Source organism: Lacinutrix himadriensis (assembly GCF_001418105.1).
Lineage (GTDB): Bacteria > Bacteroidota > Bacteroidia > Flavobacteriales > Flavobacteriaceae > Oceanihabitans > Oceanihabitans himadriense.
The window spans coordinates 15,310-41,299 of record NZ_LIQI01000018.1 but is presented as its reverse complement, the minus strand read 5'-3'; the positions used below and the strand labels follow the sequence as shown (position 1 = coordinate 41,299).

Here is a 25,990-nt window from a genome sequence, read left to right as displayed (position 1 = left end):
AGTTTTAGGGATTTTCTTAAATTATTTCAGTCAGTTACTACCTACATAAGTATCTTCAAATATAATAAAACATCGATTAATAACAAAGTTTTATCGATTAAAAACTCTCATTTCTAGGATGATAGGTATTCATAACGTCTTTTAAATGGCTTTTATCTACATGCATATAAATTTCTGTAGTGGTAATACTTTCATGACCTAACATTAATTGAATGGCTCTTAAATCTGCGCCATTTTCTAATAAGTGTGTCGCGAAAGAATGTCTAAAGGTATGTGGGGAGATATTTTTATTTAAGTCAATTTTTACAGCCAATTGTTTAATTATTGTAAAAATCATAGCTCTTGTAAGCTGTTTTCCTCTTCTATTTAAAAATAATGTATCTTGAAACTCTGGTTGGATTGGTGTGTGAACTCGGACTTGATTTTTATAAATATTTATTATTTTCTGTGTTTCAGGTACAATAGGTACAAAGCGTTGTTTATCTCCTTTACCGGTAACTTTAATGAAACCTTCTTCAAAAAATAAATCCGAAATTTTTAATCCAACAAGTTCACTAACTCTTAATCCACAACTATAAAGTGTTTCTAGTATGGCTCGATTTCTTTCCCCTTGAGCTTTGCTTAAATCGATAGCTTCAATTAAGGAGTTTATATCTTCTTCCGATAGCGTATCTGGAAGTTTTCTTCCAATCTTAGGGGATTCTATTAATTCTAACGGATTTGTCTTAATATAATCTTCAAAAACTAAGTAATTGAAAAAACTTCGCAACCCAGAAATGATTCTAGATTGTGATCTTGCATTCACTTCTTTTGCTATTTCATAGATAAATTGTTGAATAATTTCGGAAGTAATACCTAGTGGAGATTCCTGTATTTTATGATTTTCTAAGAATGTTAATAACTTATTAACATCTAAGACATAATTATCGATAGAATTTTGGGATAAACCTCGTTCTATTTTCAAATACATTTTATAATCTAAAAGTGCTTGTTGCCATTTCATAGCAGTAAAATAGGCATTTTATTTATGTTATGATTTTTTTTTGAAGTATTATTTTTTAAATAATTGACAATGAGTAAAATGCGTATTATTTTGTTAATAAAATTGTTAAAAAGTATTAAATGTCTTGGCAGATCTTAAAGTACGTGATATATTTGCGGACTGAAATTTAAAAATAAATCTATTATGAAAAAATTATTATTTACAGCTGCAATCGCAGTATTAGGATTTACAAGTGCAAACGCACAAGATGATACAACTAACACAACAGGAGGATTTGCTAAAGGTGATATCTTTTTGTCTGGTGCTGTTGGTTTTGGAAACGAAACTACAGGAGATGTAAAATCTAATGTTTTTACAATTGCTCCAAAAGCAGGATTCTTTGTTTCTGATAACATCGCAGTAGGTGTGAAATTAGGTTATACTTCTTGGAAAGGAGATAATGATGGTACAGATACTGTTGATGCAAATGAATTTGCAGGTGGTGTTTTTGGTAGATACTACATGACTCCAGCTAGTCAATTTTCTTTATTTGCTGAATTAGGAGTAGATTACACTTCTTCTGATGACAAATTAAATGATTTTAAATCGGATGGTGTATCTGCAGGTTTTGCTCCTGGAATTAGCTATTTCGTTTCTGACAAGTTCGCTATCGAAGCTTCTTTTGGTATCTTAGGATATTCTACTGAGAAAGCTGATTTTGATGGTGCTGAGTCTACAGACAACTTTGACTTCGGATTAAACTTTAGCAACATCAACTTTGGTATTGTTTACAATCTATAAGCTAAATAAATTTTTATTTAAGCCGAAGCATTTGCTTCGGCTTTTTTTATGCCTATTTTTTAATATCTTTACTTTATGAAGAAACTCATTATCATTAATGGACCTAATTTAAATCTATTAGGAACGCGAGAACCAGAAATTTATGGAAGTTTATCTTTTACCGAATTTTTAGACGAAGTAAAAGGAAAATATCCTAATGTAGATATAGACTATTACCAGTCTAATGTAGAAGGAGAGCTTATTAATAAGCTTCAAGAAGTTGGTTTTAGCTATGATGGTATCATATTAAATGCAGCTGCTTACACACACACTTCTGTGGCAATTGGCGATGCTATAAACGCAATAAAAACTCCGGTGGTAGAAGTCCATATTTCAAACACATTTTCTCGTGAAGAATTTAGACATACTTCTTACATTTCACCAAATGCAAAAGGGGTAATTCTAGGCTTCGGATTGCAGAGTTATGAATTGGCTATTCAGAGTTTTATTTAAAAGACCGTTTTTCGGATAGATAAAAGAGCATTCGTTGCTATAATTTATAGAGTCAAGATTAAATAAATAAAAAAATCCCAGAAATTTTCTGGGATTTTTTATTCTATATTCTAGTATCTAACAGTTTGCAATGCAAACAGTCTATTCTCTTTTTATAAATGAATCACTTCACCATAAGCAGCAGCTACAGCTTCCATAACCGCTTCACTCATTGTTGGGTGTGGATGTATCGTTTTTAATACTTCATGACCTGTTGTTTCTAGTTTTCTTCCTAAAACAGCTTCAGCAATCATATCGGTTACTCCAGCTCCAATCATATGGCAACCTAACCATTCACCATATTTAGCATCAAAAATAACTTTTACAAAACCATCTTTTGCTCCAGAAGCACTTGCTTTTCCAGAAGCAGAAAAAGGAAATTTACCAACTTTAATATCGATACCTTTATCTTTTGCTTGTTGTTCTGTTAAACCAACAGATGCAATTTCTGGAGTACAGTATGTACAACCAGGAACGTTTCCGTAATCTAATGCTTCTACATGTTGTCCAGCAATTTTCTCGACACATAAAATAGCTTCTGCAGAAGCAACGTGTGCTAAAGCTTGGCCAGGAGTAATATCTCCAATAGCATAATAACCAGGAATGTTTGTTTGGTAGAAATCGTTTACTAAAACTTTATCTCTATCTACAGCAATTCCAACGTCTTCTAAACCAATATTTTCTATGTTAGATTTAATACCAACGGCAGATAATACAATATCTGCTTCTAATATTTCTTCTCCTTTTTTAGTCTTTACGGTTGCTTTTACACCTTTTCCAGAAGTATCTACACTCGTTACTTCAGCAGAAGTCATAATCTTTATACCACTTTTCTTAAAGCTACGTTCTAATTGCTTAGAAACTTCTTCATCTTCAACAGGTACAATTCTATCTAAATACTCTACAATAGTTACATCTGTACCTAAAGCGTTATAGAAATATGCAAACTCTACTCCAATTGCTCCAGAACCAACAACAATCATTTTCTTTGGTTGTTCTGGTAAAACCATTGCTTCTCTATAACCAATTACTTTTTTACCATCTTGTGGTAAACTTGGTAATTCTCTAGAACGTGCTCCAGTTGCAATAATAATATGATCTGCACTATATTCTTTTCCTTCTACATCAATCTTCTTTCCAGTTTTTAGTTTCCCAAAACCTTCAATAACATCAATTTTATTTTTTTTCATTAAAAACTTAACGCCGTTACTCATGCCTTCAGCAACACCACGACTACGTTTTACAACTGCATTAAAATCTTTATCATAACCTTTTACAGAAAGACCATAATCGTCTGCATGTTTTAAATATTCAAAAACTTGGGCAGATTTTAATAAGGCTTTAGTAGGAATACATCCCCAATTTAGGCAGATACCACCAAGGCTTTCTTTTTCAATAATAGCTGTTTTTAAACCTAATTGAGAAGCTCTAATAGCTGCTACGTAGCCTCCAGGACCACTTCCAAGTACAATTATATCGTATTTACTCATTGTGTATTTTTTAGTCGATTTTTCAAGTTACGAATTTACAAAACAAAGCCGAAATAATAAATTGATGTTTCATTTTTATTTGGGCGTGCCCTAAAGGTCGGGCTATACACTGTATCTTTTGTTAAAAAAAACAAAAGGATGCCGTTTCTATCCCTCACGCGAGATCTAGAATCGTTTATAAATCGTCGGTAAAATGTCTTTTTCCTTTTTCTTTAGCAAATTTTTCTTGATTGTAGGTAGCAGACTTTCCTTTGGGTATAGATAAAGGTTGCCAATCACTTCCTATTAAAAATTTTCCTAGAAAAACCATTTGTCCTATATGATAGGAGTAATGCGCTAGTTGTCTGTTAATCGCCTCTGTAACCGTATGACCTTGGTTTCTAATGTAAATAATACGTTCTTGATCTTCTTCCGTTAAAGGTGAAATAGCGTTAAATAGGCAAATCCATCCGGTTTCCCAAGAAGTTATAAATGCTTCTTTATTGGTGTAGGTGTCTATAAATTCGTCATCGCGTTTTCTCCATTCTTTTTCGCCATCTTCGGTTAAAAAGTTGGTCCAACGCGATAACATATTACCAATAAGATGCTTTCCTATTATAGAAACACTGTTGGATGCCTCATTAGGTTGCCATTGTAATTCTTCAAAAGAAAGCTGCCTTATGGTTTTGTCACCTAAAGCTTTGTAATATTCCAATTGTTTAATAACGCTTGATAAATACGAGGTTTCCATATATTCTGAATGTATGTCATAAAAATAATATTTTAGAATGTATCTAGCTAGCCATTAGTATCTTTAGAATTTATTTCGGTATATAAGATTTTAATTATTCCGCAGGTATAAACTTTAAAGCAACACCATTTATACAATGACGTTTTCCTGTTGTTTTTCTTGGTCCGTCATTAAATACATGCCCTAAGTGACCACCACAATTTGCGCAATGTTCTTCGTCTCTAGAGTACCCTAATTTGTTGTCAGATCCAAAAGCAACATTACCTGCAATGGTTCTATCAAAACTTGGCCAACCAGTTCCAGAGTCAAACTTGTGTTCGCTTTTAAATAACGCAATATTACATGCAGCACAATGGTAGGTTCCTTTGGTTTCGTTTTTATTTAAGTGGCTAGAAAAAGGACGTTCGGTTCCTGCTTCTCGCAAAACATAATATTGTTCTGGACTAAGTTCCTTTTTCCATTCGGTATCTGTCTTGTTAACAGGGTATTGTGTATTGCTTTCTGCTTTGCTTTTTTGAGCGGAAGAATTGCAACTAAATAAAAGGCTGATAATACTAACTAATAAAAACTTTTTCATAAAGTAAATTGTTCATTTGGATTATTTATTCTGTCGGAATAAATATATATTCATTACGAAATCGGTGTAGTTAAATTTTTACATTAACTATTTGATAATATAACGAGGCTTTTCATAATTATTTATTAATTTAGAAGAGTAAAATTGAAAATTACTTAATGAATATAACACATATTAGTGCAGAGTGCTACCCAATAGCTAAAGTAGGAGGATTGGCAGATGTTGTTGGTGCTTTACCAAAATATCAAAATACACTTGGTTTAAAGAGCAGTGTAATTATGCCTCTTTATGATAATAAATTTACACAAGAGCATACCTTTTCTACTATCTATCAATCGGAAGTTGCCCTTGGTGAAACAGCCTATGATTTTAGCATTTTAGAACTAGAAAATAGTACCTTAGAATTCGATGTGTTTTTTGTAGATATTAAGTCTTTACTTTTTAAAGATTATGTCTATTCTTTTGATGATACAGACCGTTTTTTAGCATTTCAAATTGCAACTTTAGATTGGTTACTTACGCTAGATACAAAACCAAATATTATACATTGTCACGATCACCATACCGGACTAGTTCCTTTTATGTTGCAAGAAAGTTATAAATATGAAAGTTTAAATAAGATTCCTGTAATTACAACCATTCATAATGCACAATATCAAGGCGGATTTGGTTATGACAAGCTAGGTTTTATACCTGAGTTTGATTTAAAAAATGTAGGATTGCTAGATTGGAATAATCAAATTAATCCGTTAGCTGCTGCAATAAAATGTGCTTGGAGAGTAACAACCGTTTCGCCAAGTTATATGGAAGAATTAAAACAAGAAGCGAATGGTTTACAAGATTTGCTAAAAGCCGAAAGTCAGAAATGTGTTGGTATTTTAAACGGAATAGATGCGGCAGTTTGGAATCCGGAAAAAGACGAATATTTAATTTCTAATTTTTCAGAAAAAAATGTAAATTTAGGAAGAGAAAAAAATAAAAAATGGTTGTGTGAAACTTTCCGTTTAGATCCTACCAAACCATTATTTGCATTTATTGGTAGATTGGTTTATGAAAAAGGATCGGATTTACTGCCTGAAGTTTTTCAGAATATTTTAAAAGAAAACAACTGCTCGATCCTACTTTTAGGTTCTGGTAATAAAGAAGTAGAAGCAGAGCTAAATACTCTAAAAGAAGCACATCAAGGGAATTATAATGCTTTTATAGGCTACGACGAAAAACTATCGCATATCATTTATGGAGGAGCAGACTTTTTATTAATGCCTTCTAGAGTAGAACCATGTGGTTTAAACCAAATGTATTCTTTGCGTTACGGAACCATTCCTATAGTGAGAAGTACTGGTGGTTTAAAAGATACCGTTGTAGATATTGAAAAGGAAAACGGATTTGGTATTTGCCATAAGGAAGTAACTGTTGCAGAAATAGAGCATGCCATACAAAGAGGAATTACACTATATAAAGACCAAGAAAAATTTAAAGAAATAAGAAAAAATATTATGAAAATCGACCATTCTTGGGATGCGTCAGCTTCAGAATATATTAAACTATATAAATCTATAAACTAAACAATTATGATTAATGATAAAGTGCTATCTATTATTTTAGGAGGAGGACAAGGATCTAGACTGTACCCATTAACACAAGCTAGATCAAAACCTGCAGTTCCAATAGCTGGAAAATATAGGTTGGTAGATATTCCTATTTCTAATTGTATCAATTCTAATATTAAAAGAATATATGTGTTAACGCAGTTTAACTCTGCTTCTTTAAATAAACATATTAAGAATACGTATCACTTTAGTTTTTTTAGTCATGCATTTGTAGATGTTTTAGCTGCAGAACAAACCATGCAAAGTGATAAATGGTTTCAAGGTACAGCAGATGCTGTAAGACAAAGTATGCATCACTTTTTAAGTAATGATTTTGAATATGCTTTAATCCTTTCTGGCGACCAATTGTATAATATGGATTTGCAAGACATGATCGATAAGCATAAAGCTAGTAATGCCGAAATTACCATTGCAACTTATCCTGTTACAGCAAAAGAAGCTACTGGTTTTGGTATTTTAAAGACAGATGATGAAAATACAATTACTTCGTTTGTTGAAAAACCAGATGCAGATGTATTACCAGATTGGACTTCAGATGTAAGTGATGATATGAAAGCAGAAGGTCGAAACTATCTGGCTTCTATGGGGATTTATATTTTTAATAGAGACCTTTTGGTGAAACTAATGGAAAATCCGGATACCAATGATTTTGGAAAGGAAATCATACCACAATCCATTCATGAGCATAAAACAGTGAGTTATCAATATGAAGGATATTGGACAGATATTGGAACCATAGAATCTTTCTTTGATGCGAATCTAGGTTTAACAGATGATATTCCTAAGTTTAATTTATATGCCGACGATAGAGTATATACAAGAGCAAGAATTTTACCTACATCTAAAATTTCTGGAACGCTTTTAAATAAAACGGTGATTTCGGATGGCTGTATCATTCATGCCGCTAAAATTGAAAGAAGTGTGATTGGTATTCGTTCTAGAATTGGTAAAGAATCGGTTATTTTAAATACTTATATGATGGGTAATGATTGTTATGAATCTTTAAAAACCATTGAAGCTAATAAAATTGAAAACCTTTTAGGTATTGGTGATAGATGCTACATTAACAATTGTATTATAGATAAAAATTGTAGAATTGGTGACGATGTTAAAATTGAAGGAGGATTACATTTAAAAGATACCGAAACCGATACCTACCTTATTAAAGACGGCATTGTAGTTATTAAAAAAGGCGCAACCATTCCAAAAGGAACAATCATTAAGTAGTAGAATCTATAATTTAAACGCATACCCAAAATACAATATATGTCTCAAGTAATAGCGCATAGCTTATTCACCGATTTTGATATTAGTTTATTTAAATCTGGTAAACATTACAAACTTTATGAAAAATTTGGATCGCATATCACTACCGTAGATGGTGTAGAAGGAACGTATTTTTCTGTTTGGGCACCAAGCGCGAAACAGGTTTCTGTAATTGGCGATTTTAATTTTTGGAAAGAAGGAGAACATCTATTACATGTACGTTGGGACGAAAGTGGTATTTGGGAAGGATTTATTCCAAATGTCGGAAAAGGAACAACCTATAAATATAAAATTGAAAGTCATAATAATGGTATAAAAACGGAAAAAGCAGATCCGTATGCGAGACGTTTTGAACATAATCCTAAAACAGCTTCTATTGTTTGGGAAGATGAGTATGGTTGGGAAGATTCCAAATGGATGAAATCTCGAAAAAAGAAAAATGCATTAAATGCACCTTTTTCGGTATATGAAGTGCACTTAGGTTCTTGGAAACAACAAATAGAAGAAAACCGTTTTTTATCCTATGTCGAACTAGCAGACCAATTAGTAGATTATGTAAAAGAAATGAACTTTACACACGTAGAGTTAATGCCTATTATGGAGTTTCCTTACGATCCAAGTTGGGGATATCAAGTAACAGGATATTTTGCACCAACGTCACGTTTTGGGTATCCGGAAGAATTTAAACTATTAGTAGATAAACTACACCAAAACGATATCGGAATTTTACTAGATTGGGTGCCTTCTCATTTTCCAGAAGATGCACACGGACTAGGCTTTTTTGATGGTTCTTGTTTGTATGAACATCCAGATAAACGCAGAGGCTATCATCAAGATTGGAAAAGTTTAATTTTTAATTACGGACGAAACGAAGTAAAGTCTTTTTTAATCAGTAATGCATTGTTTTGGTTAGATCAATATCATGCCGACGGATTGCGAGTGGATGCAGTAGCATCTATGTTATTTTTAGATTATTCTAGAGAGGAAGGCCAATGGGAGCCAAACATTCATGGAGGAAGAGAAAACCTGGAAGCTATCGCTTTTATGGAAGAATTAAACCAGGCTATTTATGGTGTATTTCCAGATGTACAAGCTATAGCGGAAGAATCTACTTCCTTTCCAGGAGTTTCTAAACCCGTATTTTTAGGTGGTTTAGGATTTGGTATGAAATGGATGATGGGGTGGATGCATGATACGCTTCAGTATTTTTCAAAAGAACCCGTGTATAGAAAACACCACCAAAACGATTTAACGTTTAGTATGACCTATGCGTTTACCGAAAACTTTATGTTGCCACTAAGTCATGACGAAGTGGTGTATGGTAAAAAATCAATTTTAAATAGAATGCCTGGAGACGAATGGCAGAAATTTGCCAATTTACGTTTGTTATACAGTTATATGTTTACGCATCCTGGAACAAAACTATTATTTCAAGGAGCAGAATTCGGACAAAGCGAAGAGTGGAATTTTCAGAAGAGTTTAGATTGGCATTTACTACAATACAAACCACATAAAGGCGTTCAAAAACTTATCAAAGACTTAAATACTTTATACAAAACCGAACCCGCTTTACACGAAAAGCAGTTTGAACAAGAAGGTTTTGAATGGATCGATTATAACGATGCAGAAAATTCGGTTTTAGTATTTATAAGAAAAGGAAATAAGCCAAAAGATAATCTAATTATTGCGTGTAATATGACTCCTGTTCCAAGAGAAGGTTATCGTATTGGACTTCCTAAAAAAGGAAAATTAAAAGAGGTATTTAATAGTAATGAAAAAGACTATTTTGGCACTGGTGATTTTAAAAATAAGACACTAACTTCCGAGGCTAAAAGCTGGCAGTTTAGAAAAAATTCTGTAGTCCTTAATATTCCGCCTTTAACCATGTTAGCATTTAAATATCAATAAAATAAATATCTCATTTTAATGCTTTTATTTTATAAATTCAGTAAAATTACTATACTAAAACGATGTAGTTAATAATTAGTTATAAGAACTATTCAGATAGTTTTTTTTACATCGTTTTTTTGCTTTTTTTTACATACTATTTAAAAGATTGCAGGATGATTGTAAATACAGAATTAGAGCAAAAAGGGAATCTATTTCCTTCAGAAATAATAAAATATAAGAAAGATGTAGATACCTTACATTTTTCTACAAAAAACGGAGTTGTACTTCAAATAACGGTTGTTAGAGATAGTGTTATCCGATTTAGATATAGCACAACAGGAAAATTTGAAAATGATTTTTCTTATGGAGTTACTATCCATGCTAGTAGAGGATATAATTTTTTAGAGGTTACAGAAGACGATACACATTATATCATTACTACTTCTAAGTTAATCTGTAAGGTGGAGAAACTCGGACTTCAGGTTGCTTTATTTGATGCGGTGGATAACAAATTAATCAATCAAGATGAAATTGGTTTCCATTGGGAAGAGAGTTATGAATATGGAGGAGACATTGTGAAAATGAGTAAAGCTTGTCAGAAAGCAGAAAGTTTTTATGGTTTAGGAGATAAACCTGTAGATGTAAATTTAAAAGGAAAACGTTTCGAAAACTGGGCAACAGATTCTTATGCTTTTGGAAAAAACACCGATCCTATTTACAAAGCAATTCCTTTTTATACAGCAATACAAGACAATAAATCGTACGGTATTTTCTTTGATAATACCTTTAAAACGCATTTCGATTTTGCACACGAAAGAAGAAATGTAACCAGTTTTTGGGCACAAGGTGGTGAAATGAATTATTATTTCATCTATGGTCCGCAAATGGAAGATGTTGTTAAAAACTATACCGATTTAACAGGTAAACCACATACGTTACCTCCTTTATGGGCATTAGGTTTTCATCAATGTAAATGGTCGTATTATCCAGAAGCTAACGTAAAAGAAGTAACCAAAACTTTTAGAGATTTAAAAATTCCTTGTGATGCTATCTATTTGGATATCGATTATATGGATGGTTTTCGTTGTTTTACTTGGGATAAAAAACTTTTTCCAGATCCAAAAAGAATGGTGAAGGAATTAGAAGAAGATGGTTTTAAAACCGTAGTAATTATAGATCCAGGAATTAAAATAGATTTAGATTATGCTGTTTTTAAAGAAGGATTAGATAAAGATTATTTCTGTAAACGTGCCGATGGACCGTATATGAAAGGTAAAGTTTGGCCTGGAGAATGTTATTTTCCGGATTACACAAAACCAGAAGTGCGAGAATGGTGGTCTAGTTTATTTCAAGAATTAATTGAAGATATTGGTGTAAAAGGCGTGTGGAATGATATGAACGAGCCAGCTGTAATGGACGTTCCTAATAAATCGTTTCCAGATGATGTACGTCATGATTATGATGGAAATCCTTGTTCGCATAGAAAAGCACATAATATTTATGGAACACAAATGGCGCGAGCAACCTACCATGGTTTAAAGAAATATGCGTATCCAAAAAGACCTTTTGTAATTACAAGATCTGCATATTCTGGTGCACAAAGATATACTTCTACATGGATGGGAGATAACGTAGCAACTTGGGAACATTTAGCAATTGCGAATAACCAAGCACAGCGAATGGCAATGTCAGGTTTTTCTTTTGCAGGAAGTGATATTGGAGGTTTTGCAGAACAGCCACAAGGAGAATTGTTTGCAAGATGGATTCAATTAGGTGTTTTTCATGCCTTTTGTAGAGTGCATTCTTCTGGAGATCATGGCGATCAAGAACCGTGGGTTTTCGGAGAAGAAATTACCGATATTGTAAGAAAGTTTGTGGAAATTAGATACCAGTTATTACCTTATTTATACACCGCTTTTTGGAAATATATCAATGACGGAACGCCTATCTTAAAATCTTTAGTTTTATACGATCAAGAAGATACCGCTACACACTATAGAAGTGATGAGTTTGTATATGGAGAACAAATTTTAGTTTGTCCAATTTTAGAACCAAATGGCAAAGGAAGAAGAATGTATGTTCCTAAAGGGAAATGGTACAATTTCTGGACAGACGAAGTCATTGAAGGAGGAAGAGAAGTTTGGGTAGATGCAGAATTAGATAGTATGCCAATGTTTATAAAAGAAGGCGCTGTAATTCCGAAATACCCAATACAACAATATGTAGATGAAAAGAAGTTTGATGAAATCACTTTAGATGTGTACTATAAAGAAGGTAAGGAATCTTCAAAATTATATGATGACGCACATGATGGTTATGACTATAAGAAAGGAAGATTTAGTTTACGTACTTTTAAAGTAACTGGTAAAAAGGAAGAATTAATTCTTCAACAACATAAACGAGGAGATTTTAATGCAGATTATAGCAAGTTTAATTTAGTACTGCATAATTTACCTTTTCAAATTACATCGGTACAAATAGACAATGTAGAAATTAGTTTAGACAGTGTGAATCTAGAATTACAATCTATTTCGGTAGATAAAGAATTTACAGAAATACACATTATCGGTAAATAGCGACCTTTAATAGAATATGTTAAAGGATATTACTATATTGAAAATCGGTTATTGGTTAACTTTCAGTAACTTTATCGAGATTAATTTAAACATGTATCTAAATGAAATTTAAAAACGTAATAATTGCCTGTAGTACCATTGCACTTTTTCTTTCTTGTGCAACAAACCCTTTTACAGGGAAGTCTACAATGGCATTAGTGCCAAATTCTCAATTGTTTCCAACTGCATTTGCTCAATATAACCAAGTATTATCAGAAAGCAATGTAGAAACAGGAACAGCTAGAGCAGATATGATTACAAGAGTTGGTCAACGTATTGCTGTTGCAGCAGAACGTTGGTTAAATGCAAATGGACATCAAGGGTATTTAACAGATTACAAATGGGAATATAATTTAATAGATGATCCAACAGTAAATGCTTGGTGTATGCCAGGAGGTAAAATTGTTTTCTATACAGGAATCTTACCAATTGCACAAAGCGAAACAGGAGTTGCGGCAATAATGGGACATGAGGTAGCGCATGCACTAGCAAATCACGGACAACAACGTATGAGTGCTGCATACATACAACAAGGTTTAGCTGTAGCAGGAAATGTTGCTATTCAAGATGATCAAACTAGAGATGCTTTTAACCAATATTATGGTGTAGGTTCTAATGTTTTAGGAATGTTACCTTTTAGCAGAAGTCATGAAACGGAAGCAGATAAAATAGGTTTATACCTAATGGGAATTGCTGGTTATAATCCAACAGAAGCTTCTAACTTATGGGTAAGAATGAAAGCAAACAGTGGCGGTGAAGCACCACCAGAAATGTTAAGTACGCATCCATCTAACGATAGTAGAATTGCGAATCTAAAAGCATTAGCGCCTCAAGCTATCGAGGAATCTAAAAAGTTTGGTGTGTCTTCTTTTAGACCTATTAGTAATTTTAATTACTAATTAAAAATATTTGTTTACTTTAGAAGCTGCTCCAAAAAAGAGCAGCTTTTTTATTGGAAGTACTTTTAATAAAATTGTAAACTTTAAAGAATTCCATCCAAAAATGGAAACTCATTAATTTGAGGTTATTTTGACCAAAAATCATTTATGAATAAACTTGAAAAAGGAAGTAAAAAACTTCTAAATGCCTGGGCTTTTTACGATTGGGCAAACTCTGTGTACACGCTTACCATTGCATCTTCTATATTTCCTATATTTTATTCCGCATTATTTCTTAGCGAAATTAAAACGGTGCACGCTTTTGGTATGGATTTTAAAAGCACTGCATTAATTACGTATGTTACTGCTTTTACTTTTTTGGTAGTAACTTTTACATCTCCAATTCTTTCTGGTATAGCCGATTATGTAGGTAATAAGAAGAACTTCATGAAGTTCTTTTGTTATTTAGGAGGATTTGGATGTATCGGTTTATACTGGTTTAGTTTAGAGAATATTCATGTAAGCTTATTATTCTATTTTATGGGATTAATAGGGTATTGGGGAAGTTTGGTTTTTTATAATTCGTATTTACCAGATATTGCATATCCAGAACAACAAGATAGCATTAGTGCCAAAGGATTTAGTTTTGGTTACATTGGTAGTGTCTTATTATTAATCATCAATTTAGCAATGGTTATGACCCAAGATACCGGAGAAGAGAAAATGCAAATGATGCGTTACTCTTTTATCACAGTTGGCTTATGGTGGGTTTTATTTAGTCAATATACCTTTTATATTTTACCAAAAGGAGTTTCTTCTGGTCATAAAGTAACCAAAGACGTTGTCTTTAATGGTTTAAAAGAACTACGAATTGTTTGGGGACAACTAAAACAAAATCTAAGACTAAAACGTTATTTGGTAGCCTTTTTTGTGTTTAGTATGGCGGTGCAAACTATAATGTTAGTCGCTGTTTATTTTGGAGAAGAAGAAATCGCTTGGGGAACTGATGGGGATAAAACCACCGGATTAATAGTTAGTATTTTAGTCATTCAATTAGTCGCAATACTTGGTGCCTATTTAACCTCTGTAGCTTCTTCAAAATTTGGAAACATAAAAACGCTTATTGTAGTAAATGTCATTTGGATGGGCTTATGTTTTTATGCGTATTTTATGGAAACGCCTTTTCAGTTTTATTTAGCAGCAGGTTTTGTTGGTTTAGTAATGGGAGGAATACAAAGTTTAGCACGTTCTACGTATTCTAAATTCTTGCCAGAAACAGACGATACTACCTCTTATTTTAGTTTCTACGATGTTGCAGAAAAAATAGGAATTGTAATAGGTATGGTCATCTTTGCAACCATAGATCAAATAACAGGAAGCATGCGTAATGCAATATTGTTTTTATTTGTTTTCTTTTTAATGGGAATCATACTTTTGCTTAGAGTACCTAAAGAAGATGTAAATTAAAATATTTTACTATGTTTGTTTATTCTTAAAATTAATTTTAACAAAAAAATCATGAAAAGCTTAAAAATTGCTAGCATTTTTATTTTATCAATGTTCCTATTTACCATCACATCTTGTGATGACGAACCATTAGAGGGAGAGTTTCTAACAGAGGATGTAGGAAGTGAGTTAAGCTGTGTACAGGCTACTCAAAACCTTGCTAACGCTTCTGCAACTTATGGAACTACATCTGCAAGTGATGCAAACTATGCTGTGATTTGTAATGCGTATGCTGTTGCATTACAAGATATGATTAATGCTTGTGGAGACGATACAGGAGGAATTCAAACGATATTAGATGCTTTAGATTGCCCAGCAATTTCAGAAGATTGCGTAACTGCACAATCTGCAACGGTTATTGCAGAAACAGCATATAATGCAGATCCTACAGATACAAATTTATGTTTAGCGTATAAAACAGCTTTAGAAAATGAAATTACACAATGTGGTGATGCTGATGGAAGCTTACAAGATATATTAGATGGTTTAATTTGTGAAAATACTAATCCGTCTAGCGATTTATTATTGAAGCAAATGATTTGGACAGAATCAGATGGTACTGTTTATACGGATGAATTCTTTTATGATGGAAATAAATTAACTTCAGTTACAGAAAATGGAGAATTAGCTGTAGATTATGTATATGAAAACGACTTGCTAGCTAGGATTAATAATTATGGATTTGATGGAACTCTAGAAGACTATGTGGAAACGGAATATAATGCCAGTAATCAATTAATAGCGTATACTGTTTATATTACAAATGGTAATGAAGGTTTAAGGTTTGAGTTAGCCTATAATACAGATGGAACCATTACTGAAAAGGAATATAGTGGTGATTTTGTTTCTCAAACATCCCTTATTTCTGAAGAAATAATAACCATAGGAAATAATCAGGTTTTAGAGGAAAATAATGTAGATGGTTATGAAGGGGTTTATACCTATGATGATAAAAATGGTATCTATAAGAATATTTCTAATTTACAAACGCTAAATCTAATTAATGTTGATTTTTCCAGATATGTAGATGGTGGACAAAACAACCTTTTATCATTGGTAGAAGACGGTAATGCGGTGCCTTTTGAAGAATATGTATATACCTATAATTCTAGTAATTATCCAGAAACTTCAATGGATTATGTGGAAGGGGTTTTAGATTCTAATAGACAATATATTTACGAGTAATTCTAATAAATAAAGCAAAAAAATCCGAAGCAAGCACTTCGGATTTTTTTATGCATAAATTTAGAATAATAAATAAAAAATTTACAAAAGGATACGCATAAACAATAAACTGATTTCTATTTTACTATGTTTGTTTATCCTTAAATTTAATTTCAATAAAAAAAATCATGAAAACCTTAAAAAATGCCAGCTTTTTTGTTTTATCTATGTTTCTATTTACAATGATATCTTGTGATGATGAACCATTAGAAGGAGAGTTTCTAACCGATGAGGGAGGAAGTGAGTTAAGCTGTGTACAGGCTACTCAAAACCTTGCTAACGCTTCTGCAACGTATGGAACTACATCTGCAGGTGATGCAAACTATACTGTGATTTGTAATGCCTATGCCGTTGCATTACAAGATATGATTAATGCTTGTGGAGATGATACAGGAGGAATTCAAACGATATTAGATGCTTTAGATTGCCCAGCAATTTCAGACGATTGTACAAACGCGCAAACAGCTACAGCGAATGCAGAAACAGCATACAATGCAGATACTACAAATGCTACTTTATGTAATGCCTATCAAACAGCTTTAGAAAATGAAATAACACAATGTGGTGATGCAGACGGAAGTTTACAAGATATTGTGGATGGATTAGATTGCACTACAGTAGTAGCGACAGATGATGATTACTGGCCAAGAGCTATTGGTAATTCTTGGACATATAATAGTCTAAATGGTGAAATTGAAACGTATACTATTTTAAATACGGAGACTATTGATGGAAATGAATATTATGCTTTTGATGAGTTATTTGATACCCCTTCTTGGTTAAGAAAAAGCGGAACAAGTTATTATGTAAGATCTATTGTTTCAGGAGAAGTTGGAGGAATCGAATTTACATCTACACCTATTGAATTGAAAATGATAAAAGATGATGCGGTAGTTGGTGAAACTTGGCAATCTGAAGTTTCATATACAATTACTTATTCTGGTGCAATACCAGATGTAGATGTGGTAGCAACTTATGATTTTGAAATGATTGAGCGAAATATTTCTAGAACAGTAGAAGGAGTAGATTACACAGATGTGATACATATTGAAACAGTAGTTAGTGCTGTTGGTTCTGTTGTAACTGTTCAGTATTATTATGCGAAAGACATTGGAATGATTGAATATATTACAGATGCAGGTACTGCAACACTTACAGATTACATTTTAAATTAATTTAAAAAAAATCCGAAGCAAACGCTTCGGTTTTTTTGTTTTAACGCTTTATAAAATTGGTTTGTCATTTCGAGTAGTATAATCGAGCTTGTCGAGAAATCAATTATAAGAAGTTAATAGGATTAGGATTCCTCCATTGCAGTCGGAATGACATATTTATTTATATTCAAAAAAAAACCGAAACTACAGTTTCGGTTTTTTTATTTTATACTAACAGCTAATTACTTCTAATACTTCCAGAACCAGCAACTTTAGTATTTTCCTTTTTAGGGTTTCCAGAATATTCAATATCTCCAGAACCAGAAACTCTTGCTCTTAAGGTTTCTGTACTATAAACATCTGCATCACCAGAACCTCTTACAGAGACTTCGGTATTCTCCGCTTGTAAATTATTCCCATTAAAATCACCAGAACCGGTTACGCTTGCTTCTAAGTTAATCGTTTTTCCTTTTAAGGTTACATCACCAGAACCAGTTACGCTTCCTGCTACATTATTGGTTTTAATGTCTAAAACAATATCTCCAGAACCTGTTAAGCTAACCTCTAAATTCGTTTCGGTTATGGTATCTGTATTCCATACATCTCCAGAACCTGTAAGAGATACTTTGTCAATATCTTTAAACGGAATCGTAATCTTTATTGTTTTGTTATGACTTTCTCTTATATCAACACCATTTTCTACTTTTACTATTAAAGTGTTGTTCTTTACTTCGGTTATAATATGTTCTAAAAGGTTTTCTTCTCCTTCTATAGTTATTTTTCCTTCTTGACCTTCCACTAAAATAAAATCCATAGAGCCTACGCATGCAATAGCATCATAATCGCCAGTAGTTCTAGATATGGTAGTTACCTTTCCGTTTCCTTTTACTTTATTACCAAACCAAGATTGTGCTTGTATTTGCGTAGTTAATAATATGGTTGCTATAATTAAAATAGTCTTTTGAAATGATTGTGCATTTTTCATAATGTTCGTTTTTTGATGGATGATAAATGATTGTTTATTCGTTTTCCTTTAGTGTTACACTTCCGTAATCTGAAGATATTTTTAGCATGTTATTGGAGTTTGCATTACCATGATATCCTTCGTAATACTTGTCTGTGGACTCTATTCGTTTTTTTGTGAATTCTAATCCTTCGTAGTCTCTTAAGGAAGCATATTCTAAATCGATATTAAAGTTAAAGGTATAAGCAGCGTCATAACCAATAGTGATTCCAACGTAATCCGATTCTATATTAATGTTCTGGGCATTTGCTGTGATATTATCAATTTTTATAGAACCATAATCGGCGTTAATAGATAGGTTTTTATAAATATCCCCAATCCTTGTAGTAAGGTAATCGCCATCGCCTTTTATATTGTTTGCTTTTTCAATATAAATAGAACCATAATCACAATTATAGGAAACATCTTCAGCAATTTCTACAACAGATTTTGTATAATCGGCTACAATGTCTAGCTTTTTAGCTTTTGCAACCGTAAAACCACTGTAGTCTGCATTTATTTTTCCGCTTTTAATATATTCAAAATAGCAATTGTTAGAGTAGTCAAAGGTTATAATGTTGTTGTCTGCTAAAAGCTCTTTGGTTGTAATTTTTCCGTAATCACAATTAATAGTTGCTTGCCCTTTTAGCTTGTCTAAATTGATACTACCATAATCATTATTCAAATCTACATTATTGGTAATAGGCATCTTGATAACATAATTAATTTTCATGTTTACATTATTGCCTTTATTCCATTTCCACCAAGAACTAGACTTGTCATTATTAAAAATGGTTCTTGCAGAAACTAGGCTAGAAGAGGCATTAAAACTTACAGAAATCTCATCTAGTTTTTCTTGAACTTTTTCTTCATCATTTCCATTTGTGGTAATGGTAATCTCAAAGACTATTCGATTTTCATCCCAAGTAATAACATCTATATTCCCATAGCTATTATCTACTTTTAAAGTAGCATCTGCATCGACAGAAAACTCTTTTTTGATTACTTTTTCTTTAGAATGTTTCCCTTTAATAACAGGGTCATTTCCTGCTACAAGTAACATTGGTATTAGCAAAAAGGCTAATGTGATTTTATATAGTAGTGCTGTTTTCATTCGTGTTATTTTTTAACTGTTTAATGTTTTCTATTTGTGTTAGGGTGTTTTGCAGAATATCTATTCTGTTTTGAAAATTGCTAATCATGGCATAGATAACGCGTTTATCTTCGCCGCTTTCAGACAAGTCTTCTTTTAAATCTTTATATTCTTTTTCTAATCGTTGCATTTGCATCATGGCATCTGCAATTAATAGTTTTGTTTCTGGGCTAGACTCTTTTTCAATTTTTGTTAGCTCACTTGCAATGGCGTTAGTAAAGAAGTTTTGCGTTTCTGCCATTTCTGGAGAAATACTAGCTAAATCATGGGTTATATCTTCTTGCTGTGTGGTAACAAAAACAGTTACTAAAATTGCTAAAGATGCTGCAATACTTAAAAAAGGTTTCCAAAAATTATTTTTTGGTTTAGAAGTATCTGCAAGTATTTGCTTGTTTAACTTCTTTAAAAATCTTTTTTCATGATCTGCAGTTGGTGCTTCCAAATCAAAATCATGTTGTAGATTATTAAAGAGTGTATCTAAATTATCTTTATTCATCATTATTTCTTTTAATGTTCTACTAGTTCTAATTTTTTTCTTAAACTTTCTTTTGCTCTTGAGATAGTTGTTCTACAATTCGCATAAGAAAGCTGCATGATTCCGCTTATTTCTTCGTAATCATATCCTTCAATAAGATGTAAGGTTAAAGCAATTTGGTAATTGTCTTTTAGTAATTTCATAGTCTCTAAAACTTGTTGCGCTTTTAAGTTTGTAAACTCGTAATCACTAGAAATACCATCATTGTCTTCTATCTTATACAATACATCGTCTAAAGGAACGTCTTGGTACTTATTATTTTTATTGAAATGATAAATACTGTTATTAATTACAATTCGTTTTAACCAAGAACCAAAAGTCATTGTATCTTTTATAGTGTCTAGTTTTGTAAAGGCAGATAGAAAGGAATCTTGCATGATATCTTCTGCTTCAAATCTATCTTTTACAATTCTGTACGCTACGTTAAACATGGCTTTATAGTATCTATTATAAATCTCCAATTGCGCAAATTGGTTATTAGACTTACATAGGTCTATGAGCTGTTCGATATTTTGGTTGGTTAGTGTCAAATGGTTATATCAAATTGTTATAGTATAGATACGCATAAAGATAAACTGTTACAGTTTAGTAAAAAAAAATCTAACTATTTTAAAACGTTGGCATATTAATTGACTTTAGTAGTGAAGATGTTTAGTTAGTAATTAATGGTAACGTATTGAACACCATTGAAATAATTAAATAAATTATTAATAATTTTAAACTCAAATCAATCTGTTGTTTATTATAGAATGACAGAATGACTTAAATATATATATGAAGAAATCTAGTTTATTAAGCCTTGACAGTTTGTCATTACAGGATTTTGATGAAAATTCAGAATTAATACCGTTAATGACTCCTGAAGATGAAGAAGAAATAAATAACGAAAAACTACCAGAAACCTTACCAATTCTTTCTTTAAGAAATACCGTATTGTTTCCAGGAGTAGTAATTCCTATTACAGCAGGAAGAGATAAATCGATTAAACTAATTAACGATGCTAATAAAGGAAGCAAAGTTATTGGTGTAGTTGCACAAAAGGATGAAAGTGTAGAAGATCCTAAAGCAGGAGATATTCACGAAACAGGAACAGTAGCAAGAATTCTACGTGTTTTAAAAATGCCTGATGGTAACACAACGGTTATTATACAAGGTAAAAAGCGTTTTAAAGTTGCAGAAGTTATTACTGAAGAACCTTACATGAATGCTACCATTCGTGAAGTGCCAGAAGCAAAACCTGCAAAAGAGAACAAAGAGTTTGAAGCTATTATAGATTCTATAAAAGAACTTGCTTTACAGATTATTAAAGATAGTCCGAATATACCTAGCGAAGCATCCTTTGCAATTAAGAATATTGAAAGCAATTCGTTTTTAATAAACTTTGTATCGTCTAATATGAATCTTTCTGTAAAAGAAAAACAACTTCTATTAGAGAACAACGATTTAAAAGAACGTGCACTTGCAACCTTAAAGTATATGAATTTAGAGTTTCAGAAATTGGAACTTAAAAATGATATTCAGTTAAAGGTTCAAAGTGATATGAACCAACAGCAACGTGAATATTTCTTACACCAACAAATGAAAACCATTCAAGAAGAACTTGGAGGAGGTGTTTCGTCTGGCGAAGAAATTGAAGAAATGCGTATGCGTTCTAAAAAGAAAAAATGGGACGATAAAGTTGCAGAGCATTTTAATAAAGAATTAGCGAAAATGCAACGTATGAATCCGCAAGTTGCAGAATATTCCATTCAACGTAATTATCTAGATTTATTTTTAGATTTACCATGGAATGAGTTTAGTACCGATAAATTCGATTTAAAACGTGCGAAGAAAATATTAGATAGAGATCATTATGGTCTAGATGATGTAAAACAAAGAATTTTAGAACATCTAGCAGTTATTAAATTGCGTAATGATATGAAATCGCCAATTATCTGTCTGTATGGACCTCCGGGAGTTGGTAAAACTTCTTAGGTAAATCTATAGCAGAAGCATTAGGAAGAGAGTATGTACGTATGTCTCTAGGTGGGTTGCGTGATGAAGCAGAAATCCGCGGACATAGAAAAACATATATTGGTGCCATGCCAGGACGTATTCTTCAAAGTTTGAAGAAAGCAGGAACAGCAAATCCAGTTTTTGTTTTAGATGAAATTGATAAACTTTCTAATTCGCATCAAGGTGATCCATCTTCTGCAATGTTAGAAGTATTAGATCCAGAACAAAACAGTGAATTCCATGATAACTTTTTAGAAATGGGTTTCGATCTTTCTAAAGTGATGTTTATTGCAACATCCAATAGTTTATCCACCATTCAACCCGCTTTACGTGATAGAATGGAAATTATAAATGTAACCGGTTATACTATTGAAGAAAAAGTAGAAATAGCAAAACGTCATTTATTACCAAAGCAATTAAAAGAACATGGTTTAACAGAGGCGCACCTAAAAATAGGAAAGCCACAGTTAGAAAAAATTGTAGAAGGGTATACTAGAGAATCTGGTGTTCGTGGTTTAGAAAAACAAATTGCAAAAATGGTGCGTTATGCTGCCAAAAGTATTGCAATGGAAGAGGAGTATGATGTAAAGGTTTCTAATGAAGACATTATTAAAGTACTTGGCGGACCAAAACTAGAAAGAGATAAATACGAAAATAATAATGTAGCAGGTGTGGTTACAGGATTAGCTTGGACAAGCGTAGGAGGAGATATTCTATTTATAGAATCGATACTTTCTAAAGGAAAAGGAACAATGACGATTACAGGGAATCTTGGAAAAGTCATGAAAGAATCTGCAACCATCGCTATGGAGTATATTAAAGCAAATGCTGAAGAATTGGGCGTAGATCCAGATGTTTTTGGTAAATATAATGTACATATTCACGTGCCAGAAGGGGCAACACCAAAAGACGGACCAAGTGCAGGAGTTACTATGTTAACCTCTTTAGTATCTTTATTTACACAACGTAAAGTAAAAAAGAGCTTAGCAATGACTGGAGAGATTACGTTAAGAGGTAAAGTATTACCTGTTGGCGGAATTAAAGAAAAAATTCTAGCTGCAAAGCGTGCAAGAATAAAAGAAATCTTACTTTGCGAAGACAATAGACGTGATATCGAGGAGATTAAGCCTGATTATTTAAAAGGATTAACGTTCCATTATGTTTCAGAAATGAAAGATGTTATCGATATTGCAATAACAAATCAAAAAGTTAAGAATTATAAAAAGCTATAATTATGAGGTCTCTAAGTTTTATTTTAATGTTTTTTGTTTCGTTTGCTACATTTTCGCAAGAAACAAAAGTTGCTGAAGAGTTTCTTCCTATTAATCTAGAAGGAAAAGAAGCATACCTTTCTACTAAAACTGGAGAATACATTTTTTTAGAACATGCAAAAACAGATGCAACAAAGTTAGAGACCACAGCCAATGGCGTAATATATACCGATATTAAAATACATACAGTAGCAAAAAAGGAAACCATTTCTAAAATTGCTAAACAATATGATTTAAGTAAAGACGAAGTTTTAAAACAAAATAAGTTGTCTTCTCCTAAATTGAGTATCGGACAAGAACTTAAAATCATAAAAAAAATAGTTGTAAAGTCTAGTAGCCCTGTTATTAGTCAAGAAGAAGGTACTATTATTGCAAAACTAAGCCCAGGACAAACACCAACGGGTTTAGATGCTGCTCCAACCAATAGACCTTCTGTAGTAACTAATTCTAGTCCTGTAACTGCTGTAAAAGAAGTTACAGAATTAGAACAAGTTGAAGAAGATATAGAAGAAGTTGAAGAGGAAATTGAAGAAATAGAAGAAGAAATGGATGTAAAAGAAGACGAAATGGAAGAGTCTTCTACTAAAATTGTAAATTCTTTTTACACAGTTAAAAAAGGAGATAACCTATATAACATCGCTAAAAAGCATGGTATTTCGTTAGATGTGCTAAAAAAAATAAATGGTTTAGAATCTAATAATTTAAGTATTGGACAAAAGTTAAAGCTTAAATAAAAATATTTTTCTAATATCTGCGTTTTAAGATAGATTTAGTTACTTTGCATCTTTATGATTAAGAAATATTTTACTTGCCTTTGTCTTTTATACTTCGTTACTTCTAATGCGCAATTAGGAGGAGAAAGTACATATCAATTTTTAAACTTGGTGTCATCGCCACGTCAAGCAGCGCTTGGAGGTAAAGTTCTTACTAATGTAGATTATGATGTAACACAAGCTATTTTTAATCCAGCAACTATTAATTTAGATATGGATAATCAATTTGCTTTAAATTACTCCAGCTATTTAGGAGGTGTAAATTATGGTACTGCAGCTTATGCATATACCGTAGATAGAAGAAACCTTACCTATCACGTAGGAGTTACTTATATTAATTACGGAAGTTTTGATGGTTATGATGAACAGGGTAATGCTACCGCTTCCTTTTCAGGGAATGAAGCCGCAGTCTCCTTTGGTCATTCTAGACAAATAGGATATTCCGATTTTTATTTAGGTGGAAACGTAAAACTGATCACTTCTAAATTAGAAGAATATAGTTCTATTGGTTTTGCCTTTGATGCTGGTTTAATTTATATAAACGAAGACATCGAGTTTCAAGCAACCTTAGTCCTTAGAAACGCAGGAACACAAATTACTACCTATGCCGGACAAAACGAATCGTTACCTTTTGAGGTAGATTTTGGTATGTCGCAAACCTTAGAGTTTGTACCAATACGTTGGCATTTAACTTTCGAGAATTTACAAAAATGGCCAATTGGAGCTTCTAATCCTGCAAGAGCAACTACAGATTTAGAAGGAAACCAAACCCAAGAGGAAGTTGGTTTTTTAAATCAAGCATTAAGACATACTATAATAGGAGCAGAGCTTTTTCCAGAAGGAGGTTTTCAAATTAGGTTTGGTTACAACTTTAGAAGAGCAGAAGAACTTCGTATCGTTGAACAACGTAATTTTTCTGGTTTGTCTGCAGGAATTTCTATCAAACTAAACAAGTTTCGTTTTAGTTATACACACGCAAAATATACTAGTGCAGCAAATGCAAACTTTTTTGGAGTACAGCTAGATTTGAATTAGAGTTGCTTGAGTTTCTATGATCTCTTAGGTTTTCTATCTAATTTTTATTTGCTAAATTACGCCCTCAATCAGGCAATAGTGGTACACTAAACTATCAAACGAACATCAATCCATTCAACTACAACCCAAAACCTATAAAGTGCAAAAAATTACAATAGCCATAGACGGATTCTCATCCACCGGAAAAAGTACAGTAGCAAAACAAATTGCAAAACATTTGGGTTATATCTATGTAGACTCTGGTGCCATGTATAGAGCCGTTACTTTATATGCCATGCAAAATAAATTTATAGATGCAAATCATTTTGATAGGCTAGGTTTGGTTTCAAAACTACCTGAAATTACTATCCATTTTACATTTAATTCAGAATTAGGCTTTGCCGAAGTATATTTAAATAATGTAAATATTGAAAAGCAAATCAGAACCTTAGAAGTATCGAGCTTTGTAAGTCAGGTGTCTACCATTCCAGAAGTGCGTTACCAATTAGTAAAGCAGCAGCAACAAATGGGAAAAGATAAAGGTGTTGTAATGGATGGTCGCGATATTGGTACTGTAGTTTTTCCGTATGCGGAATTAAAAATTTTCATGACAGCTTCAGCCGAAACTAGAGCACAGCGTAGATACGATGAACTTATTGGTAGAGGAGATGATGTGTCTTTTAAAGACGTATTACATAATGTGCAAGAACGCGATTATATAGATTCGCATAGAGAAGATTCCCCTTTAGTAAAAGCAGAAGATGCTGTAGAAATAGACAATTCTAATCTTTCGTTAGAAGAACAATTTGATAAAGTCTTAAAATTAGTTACTATGACACTGGAAGATAAGGAGTAGTTTTTAGTAAACAGTGTTCAGTGTTCAATCACTGTATTTCTGTTATAATTGTTATTAAAATATTTTATAGAGATTTCTCGACAAGCTCGAAATGACATAAGATTCCGTGTTTAGTCATTCTAATATTCCATAATAA

At 32.4% G+C, this 25,990-nt stretch carries 21 protein-coding genes and 1 pseudogene; 14 read left to right on the top strand and 8 right to left on the bottom strand.

Going from position 1 to position 25,990, the window contains the following annotated elements; all coding sequences use genetic code 11:
* Positions 1 to 97: 97 nt before the first annotated feature.
* Positions 98 to 1,003 (bottom strand): site-specific tyrosine recombinase XerD, encoded by a 906-nt coding sequence (gene xerD, locus AMD28_RS05480; RefSeq protein WP_055443152.1) that lies wholly within the window; start codon positions 1,001 to 1,003, stop codon positions 98 to 100.
* Between the two features lie 183 nt (positions 1,004 to 1,186).
* Here xerD and AMD28_RS05475 point away from each other — a divergent pair, with 183 nt between their 5' ends.
* Positions 1,187 to 1,783, top strand: coding sequence for an outer membrane beta-barrel protein (locus AMD28_RS05475; RefSeq protein ID WP_055443151.1), 597 nt, complete (start codon positions 1,187 to 1,189; stop codon positions 1,781 to 1,783).
* Between the two features lie 75 nt (positions 1,784 to 1,858).
* Positions 1,859 to 2,275 (top strand): type II 3-dehydroquinate dehydratase, encoded by a 417-nt coding sequence (aroQ, locus tag AMD28_RS05470; protein ID WP_055443150.1) that lies wholly within the window; start codon positions 1,859 to 1,861, stop codon positions 2,273 to 2,275.
* 152 nt (positions 2,276 to 2,427) lie between these two features.
* Here the strand turns inward: aroQ and lpdA are convergent, their stop codons facing one another.
* From lpdA to msrB, 3 genes are all read right to left on the bottom strand, one after another.
* Positions 2,428 to 3,804 carry a dihydrolipoyl dehydrogenase gene (gene lpdA / locus AMD28_RS05465; RefSeq protein ID WP_055443149.1) on the bottom strand — a complete coding sequence of 459 codons (1,377 nt, stop codon included), beginning with the start codon at positions 3,802 to 3,804 and terminating at the stop codon, positions 2,428 to 2,430.
* 175 nt (positions 3,805 to 3,979) lie between these two features.
* On the bottom strand, positions 3,980 to 4,534 hold the full coding sequence (locus AMD28_RS05460; RefSeq protein WP_055443148.1) for a DUF1572 family protein: 555 nt from the start codon (positions 4,532 to 4,534) through the stop codon (positions 3,980 to 3,982).
* A gap of 94 nt (positions 4,535 to 4,628) precedes the next feature.
* A complete protein-coding gene (gene msrB / locus AMD28_RS05455; RefSeq protein ID WP_055443147.1) occupies positions 4,629 to 5,111 on the bottom strand; it encodes a peptide-methionine (R)-S-oxide reductase MsrB in 483 nt (160 codons plus the stop codon).
* A gap of 158 nt (positions 5,112 to 5,269) precedes the next feature.
* Between msrB and AMD28_RS05450 the strand changes: the two genes are divergently transcribed.
* The 8 genes from AMD28_RS05450 to AMD28_RS05415 all read left to right on the top strand — a co-directional run bounded on the left by AMD28_RS05450 (position 5,270) and on the right by AMD28_RS05415 (position 17,275).
* Positions 5,270 to 6,676 (top strand): glycogen synthase, encoded by a 1,407-nt coding sequence (locus AMD28_RS05450; RefSeq protein ID WP_055443146.1) that lies wholly within the window; start codon positions 5,270 to 5,272, stop codon positions 6,674 to 6,676.
* A gap of 6 nt (positions 6,677 to 6,682) precedes the next feature.
* Entirely contained in the window at positions 6,683 to 7,948 is a 1,266-nt protein-coding gene (locus AMD28_RS05445) for a glucose-1-phosphate adenylyltransferase (protein ID WP_055443145.1), read from the top strand.
* Positions 7,949 to 7,987: 39 nt separating this feature from the next.
* Positions 7,988 to 9,895 carry a 1,4-alpha-glucan branching protein GlgB gene (glgB, locus tag AMD28_RS05440; RefSeq protein WP_055443144.1) on the top strand — a complete coding sequence of 636 codons (1,908 nt, stop codon included), beginning with the start codon at positions 7,988 to 7,990 and terminating at the stop codon, positions 9,893 to 9,895.
* Between the two features lie 155 nt (positions 9,896 to 10,050).
* Positions 10,051 to 12,453, top strand: coding sequence for a glycoside hydrolase family 31 protein (locus tag AMD28_RS05435; protein WP_055443143.1), 2,403 nt, complete (start codon positions 10,051 to 10,053; stop codon positions 12,451 to 12,453).
* A 101-nt stretch (positions 12,454 to 12,554) separates the two neighbouring features.
* Positions 12,555 to 13,391: a M48 family metallopeptidase gene (locus tag AMD28_RS05430; protein WP_055443142.1), complete on the top strand. Its 837-nt coding sequence runs from the start codon at positions 12,555 to 12,557 to the stop codon at positions 13,389 to 13,391.
* Between the two features lie 147 nt (positions 13,392 to 13,538).
* The gene (locus AMD28_RS05425; protein WP_055443141.1) at positions 13,539 to 14,837 is read left to right on the top strand and encodes an MFS transporter; all 1,299 of its coding nucleotides are present in this window, start codon (positions 13,539 to 13,541) and stop codon (positions 14,835 to 14,837) included.
* Positions 14,838 to 14,888: 51 nt separating this feature from the next.
* The gene (locus AMD28_RS05420) at positions 14,889 to 16,061 is read left to right on the top strand and encodes a hypothetical protein (RefSeq protein ID WP_055443140.1); all 1,173 of its coding nucleotides are present in this window, start codon (positions 14,889 to 14,891) and stop codon (positions 16,059 to 16,061) included.
* Between the two features lie 167 nt (positions 16,062 to 16,228).
* Positions 16,229 to 17,275 carry a hypothetical protein gene (locus AMD28_RS05415; protein ID WP_055443139.1) on the top strand — a complete coding sequence of 349 codons (1,047 nt, stop codon included), beginning with the start codon at positions 16,229 to 16,231 and terminating at the stop codon, positions 17,273 to 17,275.
* A gap of 217 nt (positions 17,276 to 17,492) precedes the next feature.
* Here AMD28_RS05415 and AMD28_RS05410 read toward each other — a convergent pair whose 3' ends face one another.
* From AMD28_RS05410 to AMD28_RS05395, 4 genes are read right to left on the bottom strand one after another with little or no spacing between them, the layout of a single operon-like run.
* The gene (locus tag AMD28_RS05410; RefSeq protein WP_055443138.1) at positions 17,493 to 18,239 is read right to left on the bottom strand and encodes a head GIN domain-containing protein; all 747 of its coding nucleotides are present in this window, start codon (positions 18,237 to 18,239) and stop codon (positions 17,493 to 17,495) included.
* 34 nt (positions 18,240 to 18,273) lie between these two features.
* The gene (locus AMD28_RS05405; protein ID WP_055443137.1) at positions 18,274 to 19,371 is read right to left on the bottom strand and encodes a hypothetical protein; all 1,098 of its coding nucleotides are present in this window, start codon (positions 19,369 to 19,371) and stop codon (positions 18,274 to 18,276) included.
* The gene (locus tag AMD28_RS05400) at positions 19,349 to 19,909 is read right to left on the bottom strand and encodes a hypothetical protein (RefSeq protein ID WP_338035225.1); all 561 of its coding nucleotides are present in this window, start codon (positions 19,907 to 19,909) and stop codon (positions 19,349 to 19,351) included. The genes AMD28_RS05405 and AMD28_RS05400 overlap by 23 nt, the downstream gene beginning before the upstream one ends.
* An 8-nt stretch (positions 19,910 to 19,917) precedes the next feature.
* Complete coding sequence (locus AMD28_RS05395) at positions 19,918 to 20,475, bottom strand: RNA polymerase sigma factor (protein ID WP_055443135.1); 558 nt, start codon at positions 20,473 to 20,475, stop codon at positions 19,918 to 19,920.
* Positions 20,476 to 20,719: 244 nt separating this feature from the next.
* On the opposite strand from AMD28_RS05395, the pseudogene lon reads away from it, so the two are divergent.
* From lon to cmk, 4 genes and pseudogenes are all read left to right on the top strand, one after another.
* Positions 20,720 to 23,172: pseudogene (gene lon, locus AMD28_RS05390) on the top strand (endopeptidase La).
* 2 nt (positions 23,173 to 23,174) lie between these two features.
* The gene (locus tag AMD28_RS05385) at positions 23,175 to 23,945 is read left to right on the top strand and encodes a muramidase family protein (protein WP_083478245.1); all 771 of its coding nucleotides are present in this window, start codon (positions 23,175 to 23,177) and stop codon (positions 23,943 to 23,945) included.
* Positions 23,946 to 23,999: 54 nt separating this feature from the next.
* The gene (gene porQ / locus AMD28_RS05380) at positions 24,000 to 25,019 is read left to right on the top strand and encodes a type IX secretion system protein PorQ (protein ID WP_055443133.1); all 1,020 of its coding nucleotides are present in this window, start codon (positions 24,000 to 24,002) and stop codon (positions 25,017 to 25,019) included.
* 139 nt (positions 25,020 to 25,158) lie between these two features.
* On the top strand, positions 25,159 to 25,854 hold the full coding sequence (cmk, locus tag AMD28_RS05375) for a (d)CMP kinase (RefSeq protein ID WP_055443132.1): 696 nt from the start codon (positions 25,159 to 25,161) through the stop codon (positions 25,852 to 25,854).
* The last annotated feature ends 136 nt before the right edge of the window (positions 25,855 to 25,990 follow it).